This is a genomic window from uncultured Roseibium sp. (assembly GCF_963675095.2).
In the GTDB taxonomy this organism is placed as follows: Bacteria; Pseudomonadota; Alphaproteobacteria; order Rhizobiales; family Stappiaceae; genus Roseibium.
In genome coordinates this window covers 57,243-74,652 of sequence record NZ_CAXXSJ010000015.1, presented here as the reverse complement: position 1 = coordinate 74,652, position 17,410 = coordinate 57,243, and the positions used below count along the sequence as shown (strand labels likewise).

Below are 17,410 nucleotides of genomic sequence, written 5' to 3'. Positions count from 1 at the left end.
ATCACGCATGCACGTAAAACGTTTTCAGGATGCTCAGCCCTATGACGCGCCGAACCACTGGGATGTGGTCGGCCTGCGCCTGCAGGGTTTCGAGGAAGGCGGCCCCACCAATCAATGGGTCGGCCTCAGCCAATTTCTGCCCGGCGGCGGCGCCGGCCCGGACTCCACCCCCTTCGAAAAGATCTATGTCGTCCTCGAAGGCGAGATGACCGTCATCATCGACGGGTCCGAGACGGTATTGGGCAAATACGACAGCTGCACCATTGCACCGGGAGAGGTTCGCAAGATCGAGAACCGCTCCAATCACGCCTGCACCATGCTTGTCGTCATCCCCTACCCGCCGAAGGCCTGACCCATGACCGATACCTGGAAAAACCCTCTGTCCATGTTCGAAGTCGCAGGCAAGGTTGCGCTGATCACCGGCGCCTCCGGAGCCTTCGGCATGGTCGCCGCCAGAACCCTGGCCGGTGCCGGCTGCAAGATCGCGCTCGCGGCCGGAAATTCGGACGCGCTCAAGGCGATTGCAGACGAATGCAAAGACCTTGGCGCGGACGTTCTGGAACTCAATTCACGGCCCGATACCGAAAGCGCCTGCAAGGCGATGGTTGACGAGAGCGTCAACACCTTCGGACGGCTGGACATCCTGGTCGTGGCGTCGGGCATGAACAAGGTCGCCAAGATCGACGAAATGCCAGTTGAAACCTTTACCGGGGTGATGGATGCCAATGTCACTCAGTCCTGGATGCTCGCGCGTGCCGCGACCGCGCAGATGAAGGCCCAGGGCGACGGCGGCAAGATCGTTCTGGTTTCCTCCGCGCGCGGGCTTTTGGGGCATCCGGCAGGCTATACCGCCTACTGCGCCTCGAAAGCCGCCGTGGACGGGATCACCAAGGCGCTGGGTTGCGAACTCGGTCCGACAGGCATCACCGTCAATGCCATCGCTCCGACCGTGTTCCGCTCGCCCTTGACCGCCTGGATGTTCGAGGACACCGACGAGGCGAAGACGGTCCGCAACGGCTTCCTGACCCGTGTTCCGAAAGGACGTCTCGGCGAACCGGAGGATCTCGCTGGCCCCCTGCTGTTCCTGGCCTCGAAGGCATCGGACTTCTACACCGGCCACATCCTCTACGCCGACGGCGGCTACACGGCAGGCTAACCCATGGCGGACCTGAGCAACATCACTGTCCTCGGCGCGGGCCTCATGGGTCACGGTATTGCCCTGACCTTTGCCCGCGCCGGCCACGACGTCCGGGTCTATGACCCGTTCCCCGAAGGCCTAGCCACTTTGCACGACCGTGTCCGGGCAAGTCTCGAAGCCCTTGGCTGTGGCACGGACGAGGCGGAAGCGGCGCTTGAACGCATCACGGCGGTTTCCGACCTCGCAACAAGCGTCGGCGACGCGGAGGTGGTCTTTGAGGCTGCACCGGAAAAACCGGACCTGAAGCGTCAGCTCTTCAGGGACGTCGAACAGGCAGCGCCCAAATCCTGCCTGTTCGCCTCAAACACCTCCGTCATCCCGATCACCACCATCATGCAGGATCTGGAAGACAAGACCCGCGCGGTCGGGACCCACTGGTGGAACCCGCCGCACATGATCCCGCTGGTTGAAGTCATCCGCACCGAATGGACATCAGACGACACGTTTCAAGCCGTCTATGATCTGCTGGCGGCGGTCGGCAAGACGCCGGTGAAGGTGGAAAAGGACGTTCCCGGCTTCATCGGCAACAGGCTTCAGCACGCCTTATGGCGCGAAGCGGTCAACCTGGTGGAAAAGGGTATCTGCTCGGCCGAAGCCGTCGACACGGTGGTCAAATCCAGCTTCGGCCGACGTCTGGCCGTCCTCGGTCCGCTGGAAAATGCGGACCTGGTTGGCACGGACCTGACCCTTGATATTCACGAGAATGTTCTCTTCGATTTGGACGATCGGGGCGAACCGTCCCCCTACCTGCGCAAGCTCGTGGATGAGGGAAAACTGGGAATGAAATCCGGCGAAGGATTTCGCCGCTGGAAGCCGGAAGAAGCGGATGAAATCCGCCGCCGGGTCGCTGTGCATCTGAGGAGGCTTGAGACGATTATCGACGACTAGCGGTCCTTCACGGACCGGCGCATCTTCTGGGAGGAAAAACGATGACGCTGTTCGATAGCAAGAAGCAAATTTCACGCAGAAACCTGCTGGCAGGCGCCGCCGTCGGCCTTGCCGCTCCGGCAATCCTGTACCGGACTCGTGCCTATGCGGCCAATCCGGTCATCAAGGTCGGCCACGTCAGCCCTAAGACCGGCCCGCTGGCCGGGTTCGGCGAGGCGGATGAATATGTGATCGCGCAGATCCAGAAACTGTTCAATGCCGGCCTCGAGAACAACGGCAAGACCTATACGGTCGAAATCATCACCAAGGACTCGCAATCCAACCCGAACCGGGCCGCGGAAGTGGCGGCGGAACTGATCCTCGGCGAAGAGGTGGATATTATCGTCGGAGACTCGACGCCGGATACCACCAACCCGGTCGCCGATCAGGCGGAAGTCAATGAAGTCCCCTGCATCACCACCAACTGCCCGTGGCAGCCCTATTTCTTCGGCCGCAACGGGGATCCGGCCAAGGGCTTCGAATACACCTACCACTTCTTCTGGGGCCTGGAAGACGTGATAGCCGCCTTCCTCGACCTTTGGGGATCGAGCGGCGCCGAAAAGAAGATAGCCGGCTTGTTCCCGAACGATGCCGACGGCAATGCCTGGGGCGATCCGAAACTCGGCCTGCCGCCCGCATTGGCAGACGCCGGTTACACCCTGACTGATCCGGGTCGCTACCAGCCGCTGTCCGACGATTTCACCTCGCAGATCTCCGCCTTCAAGGAAGCCGGCTGCGAAATCGTCACCGGCAACATGATCCCGCCGGATTTCGCCAACTTCTGGTCCCAGGCGGCGCAACAGGGCTTCCACCCCAAGGTCGTCACCATCGGAAAGGCGCTGCTGTTCCCGTCGGTGATTGAATCCCTCGGCGATCGCGGTGATGGCCTGAGCTCGGAAATCTGGTGGACACCGAACCACCCGTTCCCGTCCTCGCTGACCGGCGAAAGCTCCGCGGACCTCGCCAACGGTTACATGAAGGCGACCAACCGCCCCTGGACCCAGCCGATCGGCTTCAAACACGCGCTGTTCGAAGTCACCGCCGACGTCATCCGGCGTTCGGCGGACCTGGACGACCCGCAGTCGATCCTGGAAGCCATCCGCACAACGAACCTGACGACCGTCGTCGGCCCCGTGAACTGGGCCGTCGGACCGGTCAAGAACGTCACCAAGACGCCGCTTGTCGCCGGCCAATGGCAGAAGCAGGGCGACAAGTTCGAACTGGTGGTCACGGCCAACAAGAATGCGCCGGAAATCCCGACCACAGGCGAGTTCAAGCTGCTGTCGTAATAACACCGCTTGCCGGGCGGTCGGATCAAACGACCGCCCGGTCCAATCAGCTGTCCAGGGTTTCCATCTTGTCACTCCTTGAATTGCAAAACGTGACCAAGGCATTCGGCGCCGTCGTTGTGGCCGATGAGCTGAGCTACCGCCTTGCAGAAGGCGAAGCGCTCGGTGTCATCGGACCGAACGGCGCCGGCAAGACGTCCATGTTCAACCTGATCACCGGCACGCTCGCGCCCAACAGTGGATCGCTCCATTTCTGTGGCAAACCGATCACGAACATGTCGGCTGCCGACCGCTGCCGCGCCGGCATCGCCCGCTCGTTCCAGATCCCGCAGCCGTTTTCCGGCATGACCGTGTTCGAGAACCTGATGGTCGCCGCCACCCATGGCGCCCGCGACAGCATTTCAAAAGCAAACCGGCATTGCCTCGAAGTATTGGAAAAAACCGGCCTCATCGACAGAGCCAATGCCCCGGCGGGCAGCCTGACCCTTCTCGGCCGCAAACGTCTCGAACTGGCCCGCGCTCTGTGCGCCCGGCCGAAGCTGCTCCTGCTTGACGAAATCGCCGGCGGATTGACCGAGCACGAATGCCGGGAACTCGTCGACACCATCAACGATGTCCGCAAGGAAGGTGTTTCCATCATCTGGATCGAACACATCGTCCATGCGCTGCTCTCGGTGGTCGACCGGCTAATCGTGATCGATTTCGGCCGGAAAATCGCTGACGGCGACCCTGCCGAGACGATGGCGATGCAGGAAGTTCGAGAGATCTACATGGGGGTCGATGCGGATGGCTGACCCGTTCCTGACCGTTAATGACCTCACCGCTTTCTATGGCGACTTTCAGGCGCTTTTCGGCATTTCGCTTCGCGTGGATACCGGGGAAGTCGTTGCGGTCATCGGTGCCAATGGCGCCGGCAAGTCGACCCTGATGCGGTCGATCACCGGACTTTTATCCAATGACCCGGAAATGGTTTGCTGGAAAGGCCAAAAAATCGGCCACCTGCGCGCAGACCAGATCGCCCATCTCGGCATCGCCATGGTCCCTGAGGGCCGCCAGCTGTTTCCCTCTCTCTCGGTCGAGGAAAACCTGATCATCGGCGGCCAGGCCGGCCGGAAAGGCCCCTGGAACTTGGAGAAGATCTTCAAGCTCTTCCCGATCCTGGAGGAACGGCGCAAGGTCCCCTCCACCGCCCTTTCCGGCGGTCAGCAGCAGATGGTTGCCATCGGCCGCGCCCTGATGTCGAACCCTGACATTCTGCTGTTTGACGAAATCAGCCTCGGACTGGCGCCGATCATCGTCAAACAGATTTACGAGATCCTGCCGTCCATCATCGGCGACGGGACGAGCGCGATCATCGTCGAACAGGACATCGCCAAGGCCCTGTCCGTTTCGGACCGAATCTACTGCCTGCAGGAAGGTCGCATCGCCCTGGAAGGCCAGGCTGCCGCCGTCACCCGCGAAGCCATCAGCGCCGCCTATTTCGGGATCTGAGGGAACCATGGACTGGATAAACTCAATCGTTCAAGGCGTGCTGCTCGGCGGCCTCTACGCGCTTTTCGCCGCCGGCCTTTCGCTGATTTTCGGCGTCATGCGCCTTGTCAACATTGCCCATGGCGATTTCATCGTACTCGCCGCCTATCTGGGACTGACCGTCGCCACCACCGTCGGCCTGCATCCGCTCGCAGCGCTCATTATCGTTGTTCCGGTCATGGGTCTCATCGGCTATGCCCTGCAGCGCGGCGTCCTCAACCATACCCTGGGCGACGATATCCTGCCGCCGCTGCTGGTGACCTTCGGCCTGTCGGTGATCCTGCAGAACGGCTTGCTCGAAATCTACAGTGCCGACCCGCAGAAAATGAATGCCGGCGCGCTGGAGACCGCCAGCATGCACCTTGGCGGCAATCTGAATATCGGCTGGCTGCCGCTGCTGATGTTTGCCGTTTCCATCGCCACCATCGCCGGCCTGCAGTGGCTGTTCTACCGATCCGCACTCGGTCGCGCCTTCCGCGCCACGTCGGACAATCAGGACATCGCCCAGCTCATGGGGCTAAACAAGGCTCATGTCTTCGGCCTTGCGATGGCGCTGTCCCTGGCTGTCGTCGGCATTGCCGGTCTGTTCCTCGGAATCCGCACCAGTTTCGACCCCTCGATCGGCCCCGGGCGGCTCATCTTCGGTTTTGAAGCGGTGATCATCGGCGGCCTCGGCAATCTGTGGGGCACCCTTGCCGGCGGCATCATCCTTGGTGTCAGCCAGAATATCGGCGCACAGATCAATCCGGGCTGGCAGCTGCTGGCCGGTCACCTGGCTTTTCTCGTGGTACTCGCGGTCCGCCCCCGTGGCCTGTTTCCGAGGATCGACGGATGAGTGCTGCCACCTACACAATCTCCCGGTCCACACCCGTCAGCCGGACCGCAGCCATAGCAGGCCTCGCGCTCTGCCTGTTCCTGGCAGCCGCGCCCTGGTGGGCGGGCCGTGCCGACCTTCGTCTCATGAGCGAAATTTTCCTTTATCTGTCGCTTGCAAGCCTCTGGAACCTTCTGGCCGGCTACGCGGGCCTCGTTTCGGTCGGCCAGCAGGCCTTCGTCGGCTTCGGCGGCTACATGCTGTTCGCCTTCACCATGTTCGTCGGCGTTTCGCCTATTCTGGCCATTCCGATCGCCGGCGTTCTGGGGGCAGCCGTCGCCCTACCCGTCGCCATCCTTATCTTCCGGCTTCGCGGCGCCTATTTCGCCATCGGCACCTGGGTCATTGCCGAGGTTTTCCGTCTGGTCTTCGCGCAGGTCAGCGATCTCGGCGGCGGGTCCGGAACAAGCCTGCCGATCGATGTGGTCAAGTCCATTGCGGCCAACCGTTCGGCCCGGGAAGCCACCAGCTACTGGCTGGCCCTAGGAATTGCCGTCCTGGTCATCGCGGTGGCGTTCCTGTTCCTCCGGTCCCGCCAGGGTCTGGCTCTGACCGCAATCCGCGACAACGAACTGGCCGCCAAAAGCCTCGGGATCGATATCTGGAAAACGAAACTCGTCGTCTACATCGTCACGGCCGCGCTGACCTCCGCGACCGGTGCACTGATCTTCTTGGCAAAGTTGCGGATATCACCGGACGCGGCCTTTTCCGTCAACGACTGGACCGCCTTCGTGATCTTCATCGTGGTGATCGGCGGAATCGGCACCCTCGAAGGACCGATCATCGGAACTCTTATCTTTTTCGCCCTGCGCGAAACCCTTGCCGACCTTGGCACGATCTATCTCCTGGTCCTCGGACTTGTCGCAATCGTCGTCATGCTGCGAGCCCCGAAAGGCCTTTGGGGCATGGTGAGAGCCAAGGTCGGCATTGAAATTTTCCCGCTGGCAAGGCGGGTGGTGAAACCCTCAGAAAATTAGGACGGCCGACATGGCAAGCAAGCGTCAGAAGACCATCATCACATGCGCAGTGACCGGCGCGATCCACACCCCGACCATGTCGGACGCCCTGCCCTACACTTTCGACGACATCGCGCAGCAGGCCGTCGAAGCGGCCGAGGCCGGCGCGTCGATCCTCCATCTGCATGCCCGTAACAACGAAACCGGCGCCCCATCCGTCGATCCGGAGGATTTCAAGCCCTTCCTCGGGCGGATCAAGCAGGCAACCGATGCCGTGGTGAACATTTCCACCGGCGGCTCGCTGACCCTGTCCATCCAGGACCGCATCAAACCCGCGGCAACCTTCAGCGCCGAAATGTGCTCCATGAACATGGGATCGATGAACTTCTCGTTTCATCCCCTCGCCAAGCGCTACGACACCTGGAAGTTCGATTGGGAAAAGGACTATGTCGCCAATTCCGACGGGAACATCTTCCGCAACACCTTCAGAGACATCGAGGAGGCGGCGACAACACTGGCGCCGCACGGCATCAAGTTCGAGCACGAATGCTACGATGTCGGTCACCTCTACAATCTCAAGTTCTGCATGGATATCGGCCTCTTCAAGGCACCGATCTTCATCCAGTTCGTCATGGGTATTCTGGGCGGCATCGGCGCCGATATCGACAACCTGCTGTTCATGAAACAGACGGCGGACAAGCTCTTCGGCGACGACTACCGCTGGTCGATCCTGGCTGCAGGTGCGGCCCAGATCCCCATGGCCACGACGGCCAGCCAGATGGGTGGCAACGTCCGCGTCGGGCTGGAGGACAGCCTGTTCATCAGCCGCGGCAAGCTCGCCGAGAGCAATGCCCAGCAGGTGAAAAAGATCCGCCGGATCGTCGAGGAGCTAGGCTGCGAAGTGGCAACACCAAATGAAGCCCGAGAGATCCTCGATCTGAAAGGCGGCGACAAGACCGCCTTCTAGCCTCAAGATGCCCGCCACCAAGAACATTTGGCAAAACAGGCGGGCATGCTAAGGAGATCGGTACAAGAATGATAAAGAAGTGATGACGATGGCTGGTCCAAGAAAAGAGACTGACGATTCCAGATCCGGCGTGCAGGTCATTGCGCGTGCGGTCGCGATCATGCGCAGCCTGAGAAACGAAAACGACGGCCTCAGCCTCGGGCAGATCGCAGAACGTGTCGGACTGCCACGGTCGACGGTCCAACGGATCGTCGGCGCGCTACAGGCCGAACATCTGGTGATCGCAGCCAGCCCCGGTCGCGGTATCCGCCTCGGTCCCGAAATCACGTCTCTTGCGGAATCCGCGCGCATCGACATGGGTGAGATCCTCCGTCCCTATTTGGTGGAACTTGCCAAGGCCACCGGCGAAACCGTCGACCTCGCCGTCCTGCGCGGAAAACGCCTGATTTTCATCGATCAGATTCCGGGAACCCATCGTCTGCGCACGGTATCCTTCGTCGGTGAAAGCTTCCCCCTCTTCGACACCGCCAACGGCAAGGCCTGTCTGGCGCTGATGGACGAGGGCCGGATCATGAAACTCATGGCAAGCGAAGCACCCGAAATTACGGAAGACCCAAAGAAACTGGCCGCCTTCCTCGCCGAAATCGACGACATCCGCAGCAACCGGATTGCTTTCGACCGCGATCAGCATACGGACGGCATTTCCGCGGTCGGCGCGGCCTTCGGCGATCGCCAGGGTGAAATCTACGCGGTGTCGATCCCGACCCCCAGTTCGCGTTTCAATCTGACCGAAACCAAGCTGGTGGGGCAGCTGCTTAAGACGCTCGATCAGCTTGCCCGCCTCGAAGTCATCGGCAGAACCTGATTTATCAATTCGAAATCCGAGCTTCCGACCATTTATTAGCCGGCTTATGACAGGCGTTCTCATCGAACGCGTGAGCGGGTTGGTGCATGTTCGCGTAGCCCGATAAAACCTAGGTAACAGCACGCTTTTTTCCGGCTATTACCGCCAAAACAAATTGACAATCTCAAGAGTTCTACGATACGGTACATCTGTATCGCAAATCAGGTTTCCAATAAAAACAATCGTACCTGATGAACGGCACAGTGGGAGGAAAAAACATGAAACATGCCCTTATCTGCAAGGTAGGCATTGCGCTCGCTGTCGGCGTCGCCTCGTTCGCATCCGCTTCTGCAGAAACCCTGAAAACATCCACATTTCTACCGCCGAAACACGCCTTCAACCGCATGCTGACCCAATGGGGCGAAGAGCTTGCGGAAAAGTCCGGAGGCGAACTCACCATCAATCTGTTCCCGGCCGGTCAGCTTGGACCGGCTCCGCGCCAGTATGACCTGGCGTCCTCGGGTGCCGCCGACATTTCCGTCGTGCTTCATGCCGCCACGCCGGGCCGTTTTCCCGTGACTGGATTGGCTGCCATGCCCCTTTCCTATCCTTCGGAAGGATCTGCCAGCGCAGTCTCGTCCAAACGATTGACCGAACTGGCTCCGGAATATCTGGCAGCCGAGCATCCGGGCACCAAAATTCTCTGGATGGCTGTCACCCCGCCGTTGAAGGTCAATCTCGCGGACAAGAAGCCGGAAACACTCGATGACCTCAAGGGTCTGCGCATCCGCTATGCCGGCAAGGTCTTCCAGCAGATGATCGAAAGCCTGGGCGCTTCCCCAATGCCAGTGCCGCCGGGCGAAGTCTCCGAAGCAATGGCAAAAGGCGTCATCGACGGCGCAACCTTCCCCTTCGAAGCCGTGATGGCCTTCGATCTGGGCCAGGTGGTGAAATACTCCCTGGAACCGGGCATGGCATCGGCAACCTTCGCCGTGGTCATGAACGAGAATTCCTTCAACGCGCTTCCTGAGAAGTTCCAGAAACTCATCATGGAAACGACGGGCCCGGCCCGCGCTGCCGCTTTCGGTGCCATGTGGGATGAAGGCGAAGCCAAGGGCCGTCAGTATGCGGTCGATCACGGCATTGACATCGTCACCCTCGACGACGGCCAGGTGAAAAAACTGACCGAAATCGTGACCCCCATGATCGATGCTTCGATCAGTGCTGTCGAGGAATCCGGCAAGCCCGGACGCGCATTCTACGACGCCTACACAAAGTAGGCTCAGCGCAACGGGAAGCCGGTATTCGGCTTCCCGCTTTTTCTATCGGCAACAGATGATGTGGATGCAATGTCCGGATTGAACCGTATTTCGGATGCGATACTGCGTGCGCTGCTCGCGATAGCCATGACCGCCCTGTTCCTCATGATGCTGGTCATCGTGGCGGACGTGGGCCTGCGCTTTGCCATCAACAAGCCGCTGACCGGCGCCTATGACGGCGTTGAGATCCTGCTTGTCATCAGTGTCTTCTACGGCATGCCGGCCGTAATTGCCGGCCGGCATGAAATCGTGATCGACCTGATCGATCATTTCGCACCTTCCGGCCTCGTAGAATTTCTCCGCCGCTTTTCCAGCCTCCTGTCGGCCCCTTATCCTGGGCTTCATGTTCCTGTCCATGGTCGACCCCGCAAGGCAAGCCTACCTCTACGGCGACATGAAACTGGAGCTGAACCTGCCGGTCTGGATCGTCTGGGTCATCGCGCTTGGCGGCATGGCGGGCGGCGTTGTTGTGTCGATCCTGAACCTGTTCGGCGTATTGTCCGCCCGACAGGCGAACAGGGGGTGATCGAGATGAGCGCATCGGTTGTCGGACTGCTGTTCATCGCGATCATGTTCGTCCTCCTGTTTTTGCGAACCCCGGTCTGGCTTGCCCTGGCCATCTGCGGTATCGCCGGAAACACGGCCCTGTCGAACGTCCAGGTCGCCCAGTTCATGGCCGGATCGACCACATTCGACATGGCGTCCAAATACGGACTTTCGGTCGTCCCCCTGTTCGTTTTGATGGGGGAAATCGCGACCTCTTCGCGGCTCTCGTCGGAGCTTTTCTCCGCGGCCAGGGTGATCATGTCGGGACTGCGCGGCGGGTTGTCGGTCGCAACGATCTGCGCCTCCGGGGCTTTCGGCGCCATATGCGGCTCGTCGGTCGCAACCGCGGCAACCATGACCCGGATCGCCATGCCGGAAATGCGCAAGGCGGGCTATGCTGATGCCTATTCCGCCGGGTCTGTCGCCGCAGGCGGCACGCTGGGTATCCTGATCCCGCCTTCGATCATCCTGATCATCTACGGCGCGATTGCCGAACAGTCGATCCCGAAGCTCTTCGCCGCTTCCATGATCCCCGGTATCGTCCTCCTGGTTCTTTATGCGGCGATCGCCCTGTTTGTTGCCCATCGGGTTTCCGGTCAGGTTCCAGCGGCCGATCAGGTGTCCTTCGGCGAGCGGTTGAAAGCGCTGATTGAACCGTGGCAGTTTTATCTGCTGTTCATCGTCACCATCGGCGGTATCTACAGCGGGATCTTCAGCCCGAACGAAGCCGCCGGCGTCGGGACCTTCGCCGCCATCGTCATCGGTATTATCAGCCGCCGGTTAACCGTCGAGCACCTGATCCGGGCCCTGCGCACCGCGACCATCACCAGCGCGGTGCTATTCATGATCATCATCGGTGCATCCATGTTTGCCAACTTCGTGGTGCAAACCCGGCTGCCGAACCTTTTGATCGATGCGGCCCAGGCAGTCGGGCTCGGCCCGCTGATGATCATGGCCCTGATCATCATCCTCTACATCATCCTTGGCTGTTTCCTGGAAGGGATCGGCATGGTGCTGATCACCGTGCCGGTGTTCCTGCCGGTCATCATGAGCTACGGCTACGACCCGGTCTGGTTCGGCGTGCTGGTGGTCATCGTCGTCGAGCTCGGCCTGATCACACCGCCGGTCGGCATGAACCTGTTCATCATTCAGGCTCAGGCGCCCGAAGTCAGCCTGAAGGCGCTTTATTCCGGCATAGCGCCCTTTCTGATCGCGCCGATCTTCCTCATCCTGCTGCTGTTCCTGCTGCCGGGGCTGGCGCTCTGGCTGCCCGCAGCCCTCTACTGACCGAGGCAATCCATGGCCGATACACAAGTCCTGATTTTCGACCCTGATGCGCAATGGTACAGCGAAACGCTTGCCCAGCAGTGCCCGGGCTACGGTTTCCTGCCCGCCGTCACCGTCGAAGACGCGCTGAAGGTTGCCGCAGATGCGGAAATCCTGTGCGGACTCGCGCCATTCATCCCTGTCGAAATGATCCAGGCCATGCCGAAGCTCAAATGGGTTCAGGCGCTCACCACCGGCGTCGACCATCTGCTCCACATGCCGGAGCTCTCGACGGATGTGGTCATCACCAACACCCGCGGAATGCACGGCCCCCAGATGTCCGAACTCGCGGTCCTGATGATGCTGTCGCTGGCGCGGCAGTTTCCCGCCATGCTCGCCAACCAGGAAACCTCAACGTGGAAACAATGGCCGCAGCCGCTCCTGCAGGGCAAGACGGTCTGCATCGTCGGCCTCGGGGTGATCGCCGAGGCACTGGCGGCGCGCTGCAATCCATTCGGGTTACGGGTTACAGGCGTATCCGACGGACGGTCCGCGGTCGAAGGCTTCGCCCGCATTTTCAAACGCAGCCAGATCAAGGAGGCCGCGGCCGAGGCGGATTTCGTTGTCGTCATCGTGCCCTATGGCCCTGAAACCCATCACATCATCAAAGCCGACGTGCTCAAGGCCATGAAGCAGAGCGCCTATCTGATCAACATTGCCCGCGGCGGCTGTGTCGATCAGGACGCGGTGACCACCGCCCTGAACAGCGGCGAGATCGCAGGCGCCGGGCTCGACGTTTTCAATACGGAACCCTTGCCGGAGACGAGCCCGCTCTGGTCAGCACCCAATCTCATCATCACCCCACATATCGGCGGCATGTCCGACTGCTACGCCCAGCAGGCCCAGCCAATCGTCGCCGATAATCTGAATGCCTACGTGAAGGGCGGAGCCGCCGCCCTCAAGAACGTCATCGAACGTCCCAGCTAGCAGGAGCTTTCCCAAATGACAGGACCGGTCAACCGATCCCAGACCTCGACCGCGGAACTTGAACGCCGCTGGCAGGCGGTGCGCGCCGCGATGCGCGCGGACGGCATCGATGCGCTGGTCATGCAGAACACCAGCGACTGGGTCGGCGGTTATGCCCGATGGTTCACCGATATTCCGGCGACCAACGGCTATCCGCGCACCGTCGTGTTCTACGCCGACAAGCCGATGACCGTGATCGAAATGGGCCCGTTCGACACTTGCCGCGACCTGAAGAGCGAAGATCCGCTCCATCGCGGCGTCGGCAGACTGGTCAACACCCCGTCCTTCGTCTCCATCGGTTACACAAATACCTATGACGCGGATCTGCTCGTGGAGGAGCTGAAGCGGACCGGCCCGAAGAAAATCGGCCTCCTGACCCCGGGCGCCCTGCCCCACGCGATCGTTTCCGCACTCAAGGACCAACTTGGCACCGGGGTCGAAGTCACCGACGCGACCGACCTTGTCGACACGATCAAGGCGATCAAGAGCCCGGAGGAAATCGCCCTTATCCAACAGGTCGCGGACCTGCAGGACAAGGTCTTTGCCGCCGTCTGCGGCTACATCAAACCCGGCCTAAGCGACATCGATCTCGCCAGCTTTGCCCAGGCCGAAGCCCATCGGCTCGGCAGCGACCAAGGCATTTTCCTAGGCACGTCCGCCCCGCTCGGTTCGGCGTCGCGCTTCGCGCCCAGGCAGTTGCAGGGTCGAACCATCCAGAAGGGCGAGCATTTTTCCATGCTGATCGAGGTCAACGGCCCCGGCGGCATGTATGTCGAAATTGCCCGTACGATGGTGCTGGGCAAAGCGACACAGGCATTGAAGGACGCCTTTGCCACCGTCAAGGAATCCCAGGACTACAACCTCTCCCTGCTGAAACCGGGCGTCCCGGCCGCCGAAGTCGCGGCAAAGCACGACGACTGGATGGCGGCACGTGGTCTGCCGGTTGAACGTAGGCTTTATGCCCACGGCCAGGGAGTGGACATGGTCGAGCGCCCGCTGATCCGGCACGACGAAACCATGGTCCTTGCGGAAAACATGTGCCTTGCGGTTCACCCCGGTTACGACGACGGCACCGTCTTCGCGGTGATCTGCGACAACTACATGATCGGCCCGGACGGTCCGGGTGCCTGCCTGCACAAGACCGAAAAGAAAATCTTCGAAATCGACTAGAGGAAACGTTCCGTGACGAACCCTGTTGCCAAGATCGCGCTGGAAGAACATTTCATGGCGCCCGGTTTCATCGACTATTTCAACAAGACGTCGATCAACATCAGTCCGGAACTTTTCGGCAAGGCATTGAACGCCTTGCAGGATTTCGGCGAGATGCGGATTGCCAACATGGACAGCATCGGTGTCGAAAAGGCCGTCCTGTCCCTGTCCGGCCCAGGCGTCCAGGCCGAAACCGATACCGCGACGGCGGTCCGCAAGGCACGCGAATGCAACGATTTCCTGGCCACCGAAATCGCGAAGAACCCGACCCGCTACGGCGGTTTCGCCCATCTGGCGATGCAGGACCCGAAGGCCGCCGCAGACGAACTGGAACGCTCGGTCAGGGACCTCGGGTTTTCCGGCGTGATGATCAACGGCCAGACCAACGGCGCCTATCTCGACGACGACCGCTTTTACGTCTTCTGGGAACGGGCATCCGACCTGGGAGCGCCGGTCTACATCCACCCCTACAATCCGCCGGACGTGCCCTACATGTACCACGGTCACTCGGAACTGTTCGGGCCGGTCTGGTCCTGGACGGTGGAGACCGGCAACCACGCCCTGCGTCTCGTCTTCGGCGGTGTCTTCGACCGGTTCCCCAAGGCCAAACTGATCCTCGGCCACATGGGCGAAACACTGCCCTACCAGCTCTGGCGCTTCGACAGCCGCTGGGAGATCAGCAACCGGGGAACCAAACGGCTCGAGATGAAGCCCTCGGATTATTTCCACCGCAACATCTGGTGCACCACCGCCGGCGTCTGTTCCGACGAGCCGCTGCGCTGCGCCATCGACGCCATGGGCGCCGACCGGGTGATGTTCTCCGTCGACTACCCGTTCGAACGGCCGGAGGAAGCCGGCAAGTGGATCGACACGGCCCCCTTGAGCGATGAGGAGCGCGCGAAAGTCTGTCGTGAAAACGCAAAGGCGCTCCTGCGCCTGTAAGCGTCAACGAGCCGGCGGGCCTTTCTTCCGCCGGGCAAATGGGAGGGAACGCAAGATGAAACGCTATCTCACGCCTCTGGCCGCCGTGGCTATACTGGCAACGACCTACGCCGTATCGGCCCAGGTCGCGGAAACGCCGGACATCGCCAAAAGCCTGCATGATCTCGGCAACCAGCTGACCCGGGAAACCGTCGGCGCGACCATTGAAGATCTATGGTCCCCTCCACGCGCAGATGAAAACCGACGGCGTCGAAAAAGTGGCCGATCAGAAATACGGCCCGGCAGAACGAAACGTGCACGATGTCTACAAGCCGGCGGATGCGAACGGCAGTCAGCCGGTGATGATTTTCGCCCATGGCGGCGGCTTCGTGCGCGGCGACAAGGCCGGTGCCGCCAATATCGGCGCCTATTTCGCAAAGCACAGCGTGGTCGCGATCGTGATCAACTACCGCTTCGCCCCCGACAGCCAATGGCCTTCGGGCCCCGAAGACGTTGCGAACGTCATGACCTGGGTCCGGGACAATGCGGCCATTCACGGCGGCGATCCCGCCAAGGTAGTTCTTGCCGGAAACTCCGCCGGCTCAGCACACGTGGCCGCCTATGCCCTGTACGAAGACTACCAGATCGAAAATGACGGCCTCATTGGTGTCATCCTGATTTCCCCGCCGACGGCCAACCTGACCGATCACGAAATCGACCCGCAGCGCGATGCTCTCTACTACGGCACCGACAAGTCCACGCATGCGGAACGGTCCTACATCAATAAGCTCGATGGCCGAACCGTGCCTGTCATGGTGGCGGTTGCGCAGTACGACATGCCTTTGGTGCAGTCCCAGACCGCACAGCTCATCCAGGCCCTGTTCAAGCGGGACGGACACCTCCCCGTCCTGTCCACCGCAGTCGGCCACAATCACATTTCCATTGTCGAGCACATCGGCACCGGCGACGAAACGCTCGGGCCGGACATGCTGGAATTCATCAAATACCAAAGCCTCGGCATGGAAAATTAGGGGAGGAAAAGATGAAAATGAGTATTCAGAAACTGGTGATCGGGATTGGATTTGCGTTCGGATTTCCGCTGGCCGCGCACGCCGGCGCGGGCTTCGAGATCACATCGACAGCCTTTTCAGACGGCCAGATCATCGACAGCCGCCATGCAGCGAAGGGCGGTCCGCGAAAGTGCGATGGTGAAAACATCCAGCCCGCGATGAACTGGACCAATGCACCGGACGGAACCAAGAGCTTCGCCATCGTGACCATGGATGACGTTGGCCGTCACGGACAGGGCGTCATCCACTGGCTGCATTACAACATTCCGGGTGACGCGACAGGGATCGCCGAAAACACTGTTCCGGAAGGATCGACCGGCGGCAAGAATTCCATCGGCAAGACCGCCTATTTTGGACCGTGTCCGGATGTCGGCGATGTTCCGCACCATTATGAATTCATGCTGCTAGCGCTGGATCTGGAACCCGGCGCCCTGGACGCAGGGATGGATTGGCCGACACTGAAACAGAAAGTCGACGGCCATACCCTGGGCGCGACCAGCATCGTCGGCAGATACGCCCGCCATTGATCCTTCGTTGCGGCCGGGAACGGATGATTTGAACAACTTCGCAAGGCCGCCGCGGCAACTTGATCGCTGCGGCCTTTCACACAGGCTCAGGCCTCCCACTACCCATGAATTCCGAGGATCGGACCCATGCTGACCCTTTATCATGGCACAACGAGCGTATGTTCCCAAAAGGCACGCCTCGGCCTCGCTGAGATCGGGCTCGAATACGAAGGCCATCTGCTCAATCTGATGACCGGGGACCAGTTCGCTCCCGACTATCTGAAACTCAATCCCAACGCGGTCGTTCCGACCCTGGTCGACGACGGGATGGTGGTGATTGAATCGAGCCTGATCCTGGAATACCTGGACGAGACCTATAACGCCGGCAATTTGATGCCCCGGAATCCGGAATTGAAGGCCAAAACCAAACTCTGGTTGCTCCGGTGTCTCGCAATTCATGGCAGCATCAGTTCCCTGAGTTTCGCAACCGTTCTGCGCGCTAGGCAAATGGCCGGCAAGACGCCGGAACAGCTTGAAGCCATGCTCCGGCAAATGCCGAACCCGATCTCAAGGGAGAAGCGGCGCGATCTTCTGGAGAACGGTGTCGATTCCCTCCACGTCGAAGCGGCCTTGAGGGAAATGAGATCCACACTTGCCGACATGAAAGCCATGTTGGTGCAATACGACTGGGTCAGTGGCCCAACCTACGGTCTCGCCGATATTGCGCTTCTCGCCTATATCGACCGTCTCGATCGCCTGGCGATGAGTGGATTGTGGGAAGACGAGTTCTCTGAGGTCGCTGATTGGCTGGAGCGCTCCAAGAAGAGAGACAGCTACAAGACTGCGATCGAATCCTTTGTCGATCCATCCGCTGCGGAAAAAATGTATCAGACCGCGGTAACGTTCTGGCCGGCGATTGCCCGGACCTGGTCCGATATTCGAAACGGCGCCTGACCGGACCG

The 17,410-nt window shown here is 60.6% G+C and carries 19 protein-coding genes and 1 pseudogene; all 20 read left to right on the top strand.

Annotation, left to right across the window (positions count from 1 at the left end; translation table 11 throughout):
* Window positions 1-7 precede the first annotated feature (7 nt).
* The 20 genes and pseudogenes from ABIN98_RS06050 to ABIN98_RS05955 all read left to right on the top strand — a co-directional run bounded on the left by ABIN98_RS06050 (window position 8) and on the right by ABIN98_RS05955 (window position 17,402).
* Window positions 8-352 carry a cupin domain-containing protein gene (locus tag ABIN98_RS06050; protein ID WP_346908313.1) on the top strand — a complete coding sequence of 115 codons (345 nt, stop codon included), beginning with the start codon at window positions 8-10 and terminating at the stop codon, window positions 350-352.
* 3 nt (window positions 353-355) lie between these two features.
* Complete coding sequence (locus tag ABIN98_RS06045; protein ID WP_346908311.1) at window positions 356-1,156, top strand: SDR family oxidoreductase; 801 nt, start codon at window positions 356-358, stop codon at window positions 1,154-1,156.
* 3 nt (window positions 1,157-1,159) lie between these two features.
* Window positions 1,160-2,086, top strand: a complete 927-nt coding sequence (locus tag ABIN98_RS06040) for a 3-hydroxyacyl-CoA dehydrogenase family protein (protein WP_346908309.1) — start codon at window positions 1,160-1,162, stop codon at window positions 2,084-2,086.
* A gap of 41 nt (window positions 2,087-2,127) precedes the next feature.
* Window positions 2,128-3,414, top strand: coding sequence for an ABC transporter substrate-binding protein (locus ABIN98_RS06035; RefSeq protein WP_346908307.1), 1,287 nt, complete (start codon window positions 2,128-2,130; stop codon window positions 3,412-3,414).
* Between the two features lie 68 nt (window positions 3,415-3,482).
* On the top strand, window positions 3,483-4,208 hold the full coding sequence (locus tag ABIN98_RS06030; RefSeq protein ID WP_346908305.1) for an ABC transporter ATP-binding protein: 726 nt from the start codon (window positions 3,483-3,485) through the stop codon (window positions 4,206-4,208).
* Window positions 4,201-4,905, top strand: coding sequence for an ABC transporter ATP-binding protein (locus tag ABIN98_RS06025; RefSeq protein ID WP_346908303.1), 705 nt, complete (start codon window positions 4,201-4,203; stop codon window positions 4,903-4,905). Before ABIN98_RS06030 ends, ABIN98_RS06025 begins: the two co-directional genes overlap by 8 nt.
* A gap of 7 nt (window positions 4,906-4,912) precedes the next feature.
* Complete coding sequence (locus ABIN98_RS06020) at window positions 4,913-5,779, top strand: branched-chain amino acid ABC transporter permease (RefSeq protein WP_346908301.1); 867 nt, start codon at window positions 4,913-4,915, stop codon at window positions 5,777-5,779.
* Window positions 5,776-6,795 (top strand): branched-chain amino acid ABC transporter permease, encoded by a 1,020-nt coding sequence (locus tag ABIN98_RS06015; RefSeq protein ID WP_346908299.1) that lies wholly within the window; start codon window positions 5,776-5,778, stop codon window positions 6,793-6,795. Before ABIN98_RS06020 ends, ABIN98_RS06015 begins: the two co-directional genes overlap by 4 nt.
* A 10-nt stretch (window positions 6,796-6,805) precedes the next feature.
* Entirely contained in the window at window positions 6,806-7,741 is a 936-nt protein-coding gene (locus ABIN98_RS06010) for a 3-keto-5-aminohexanoate cleavage protein (protein WP_346908297.1), read from the top strand.
* Between the two features lie 88 nt (window positions 7,742-7,829).
* The gene (locus ABIN98_RS06005; RefSeq protein ID WP_346908295.1) at window positions 7,830-8,606 is read left to right on the top strand and encodes an IclR family transcriptional regulator; all 777 of its coding nucleotides are present in this window, start codon (window positions 7,830-7,832) and stop codon (window positions 8,604-8,606) included.
* Window positions 8,607-8,863: 257 nt separating this feature from the next.
* Window positions 8,864-9,865: a TRAP transporter substrate-binding protein gene (locus ABIN98_RS06000; RefSeq protein ID WP_346908293.1), complete on the top strand. Its 1,002-nt coding sequence runs from the start codon at window positions 8,864-8,866 to the stop codon at window positions 9,863-9,865.
* Between the two features lie 69 nt (window positions 9,866-9,934).
* Window positions 9,935-10,171: pseudogene (locus ABIN98_RS05995) on the top strand (hypothetical protein); the annotation flags it as partial.
* A gap of 76 nt (window positions 10,172-10,247) precedes the next feature.
* Entirely contained in the window at window positions 10,248-10,430 is a 183-nt protein-coding gene (locus tag ABIN98_RS05990; protein WP_346908289.1) for a hypothetical protein, read from the top strand.
* Between the two features lie 5 nt (window positions 10,431-10,435).
* Entirely contained in the window at window positions 10,436-11,737 is a 1,302-nt protein-coding gene (locus ABIN98_RS05985) for a TRAP transporter large permease (protein ID WP_346908287.1), read from the top strand.
* 12 nt (window positions 11,738-11,749) lie between these two features.
* Window positions 11,750-12,703 carry a D-2-hydroxyacid dehydrogenase gene (locus ABIN98_RS05980; RefSeq protein ID WP_346908285.1) on the top strand — a complete coding sequence of 318 codons (954 nt, stop codon included), beginning with the start codon at window positions 11,750-11,752 and terminating at the stop codon, window positions 12,701-12,703.
* 15 nt (window positions 12,704-12,718) lie between these two features.
* Window positions 12,719-13,912 (top strand): M24 family metallopeptidase, encoded by a 1,194-nt coding sequence (locus ABIN98_RS05975; RefSeq protein WP_346908283.1) that lies wholly within the window; start codon window positions 12,719-12,721, stop codon window positions 13,910-13,912.
* A gap of 12 nt (window positions 13,913-13,924) precedes the next feature.
* Window positions 13,925-14,893, top strand: a complete 969-nt coding sequence (locus ABIN98_RS05970; protein WP_346908281.1) for an amidohydrolase family protein — start codon at window positions 13,925-13,927, stop codon at window positions 14,891-14,893.
* A gap of 203 nt (window positions 14,894-15,096) precedes the next feature.
* Window positions 15,097-15,903, top strand: coding sequence for an alpha/beta hydrolase (locus ABIN98_RS05965; RefSeq protein ID WP_346908279.1), 807 nt, complete (start codon window positions 15,097-15,099; stop codon window positions 15,901-15,903).
* A 17-nt stretch (window positions 15,904-15,920) separates the two neighbouring features.
* Complete coding sequence (locus tag ABIN98_RS05960) at window positions 15,921-16,469, top strand: YbhB/YbcL family Raf kinase inhibitor-like protein (RefSeq protein WP_346908277.1); 549 nt, start codon at window positions 15,921-15,923, stop codon at window positions 16,467-16,469.
* A 126-nt stretch (window positions 16,470-16,595) separates the two neighbouring features.
* Entirely contained in the window at window positions 16,596-17,402 is an 807-nt protein-coding gene (locus ABIN98_RS05955) for a glutathione S-transferase family protein (RefSeq protein WP_346908275.1), read from the top strand.
* Window positions 17,403-17,410: the final 8 nt, after the last annotated feature.

Excerpts from the sequence above, each read along its gene's own strand:
- ABIN98_RS06015 (WP_346908299.1), top strand. The coding sequence starts at position 5,776 with ATGAGTGCTGCCACCTACACAATCTCCCGGTCCACACCCGTCAGCCGG.
- ABIN98_RS06050 (WP_346908313.1), top strand. The coding sequence starts at position 8 with ATGCACGTAAAACGTTTTCAGGATGCTCAGCCCTATGACGCGCCGAAC.
- ABIN98_RS06010 (WP_346908297.1), top strand. The coding sequence starts at position 6,806 with ATGGCAAGCAAGCGTCAGAAGACCATCATCACATGCGCAGTGACCGGC.
- ABIN98_RS05980 (WP_346908285.1), top strand. The coding sequence starts at position 11,750 with ATGGCCGATACACAAGTCCTGATTTTCGACCCTGATGCGCAATGGTAC.
- ABIN98_RS05960 (WP_346908277.1), top strand. The coding sequence starts at position 15,921 with ATGAGTATTCAGAAACTGGTGATCGGGATTGGATTTGCGTTCGGATTT.
- ABIN98_RS06040 (WP_346908309.1), top strand. The coding sequence starts at position 1,160 with ATGGCGGACCTGAGCAACATCACTGTCCTCGGCGCGGGCCTCATGGGT.
- ABIN98_RS06020 (WP_346908301.1), top strand. The coding sequence starts at position 4,913 with ATGGACTGGATAAACTCAATCGTTCAAGGCGTGCTGCTCGGCGGCCTC.
- ABIN98_RS06045 (WP_346908311.1), top strand. The coding sequence starts at position 356 with ATGACCGATACCTGGAAAAACCCTCTGTCCATGTTCGAAGTCGCAGGC.
- ABIN98_RS05990 (WP_346908289.1), top strand. The coding sequence starts at position 10,248 with ATGTTCCTGTCCATGGTCGACCCCGCAAGGCAAGCCTACCTCTACGGC.
- ABIN98_RS05975 (WP_346908283.1), top strand. The coding sequence starts at position 12,719 with ATGACAGGACCGGTCAACCGATCCCAGACCTCGACCGCGGAACTTGAA.
- ABIN98_RS06005 (WP_346908295.1), top strand. The coding sequence starts at position 7,830 with ATGGCTGGTCCAAGAAAAGAGACTGACGATTCCAGATCCGGCGTGCAG.
- ABIN98_RS06035 (WP_346908307.1), top strand. The coding sequence starts at position 2,128 with ATGACGCTGTTCGATAGCAAGAAGCAAATTTCACGCAGAAACCTGCTG.
- ABIN98_RS06000 (WP_346908293.1), top strand. The coding sequence starts at position 8,864 with ATGAAACATGCCCTTATCTGCAAGGTAGGCATTGCGCTCGCTGTCGGC.
- ABIN98_RS05985 (WP_346908287.1), top strand. The coding sequence starts at position 10,436 with ATGAGCGCATCGGTTGTCGGACTGCTGTTCATCGCGATCATGTTCGTC.
- ABIN98_RS05955 (WP_346908275.1), top strand. The coding sequence starts at position 16,596 with ATGCTGACCCTTTATCATGGCACAACGAGCGTATGTTCCCAAAAGGCA.
- ABIN98_RS06025 (WP_346908303.1), top strand. The coding sequence starts at position 4,201 with ATGGCTGACCCGTTCCTGACCGTTAATGACCTCACCGCTTTCTATGGC.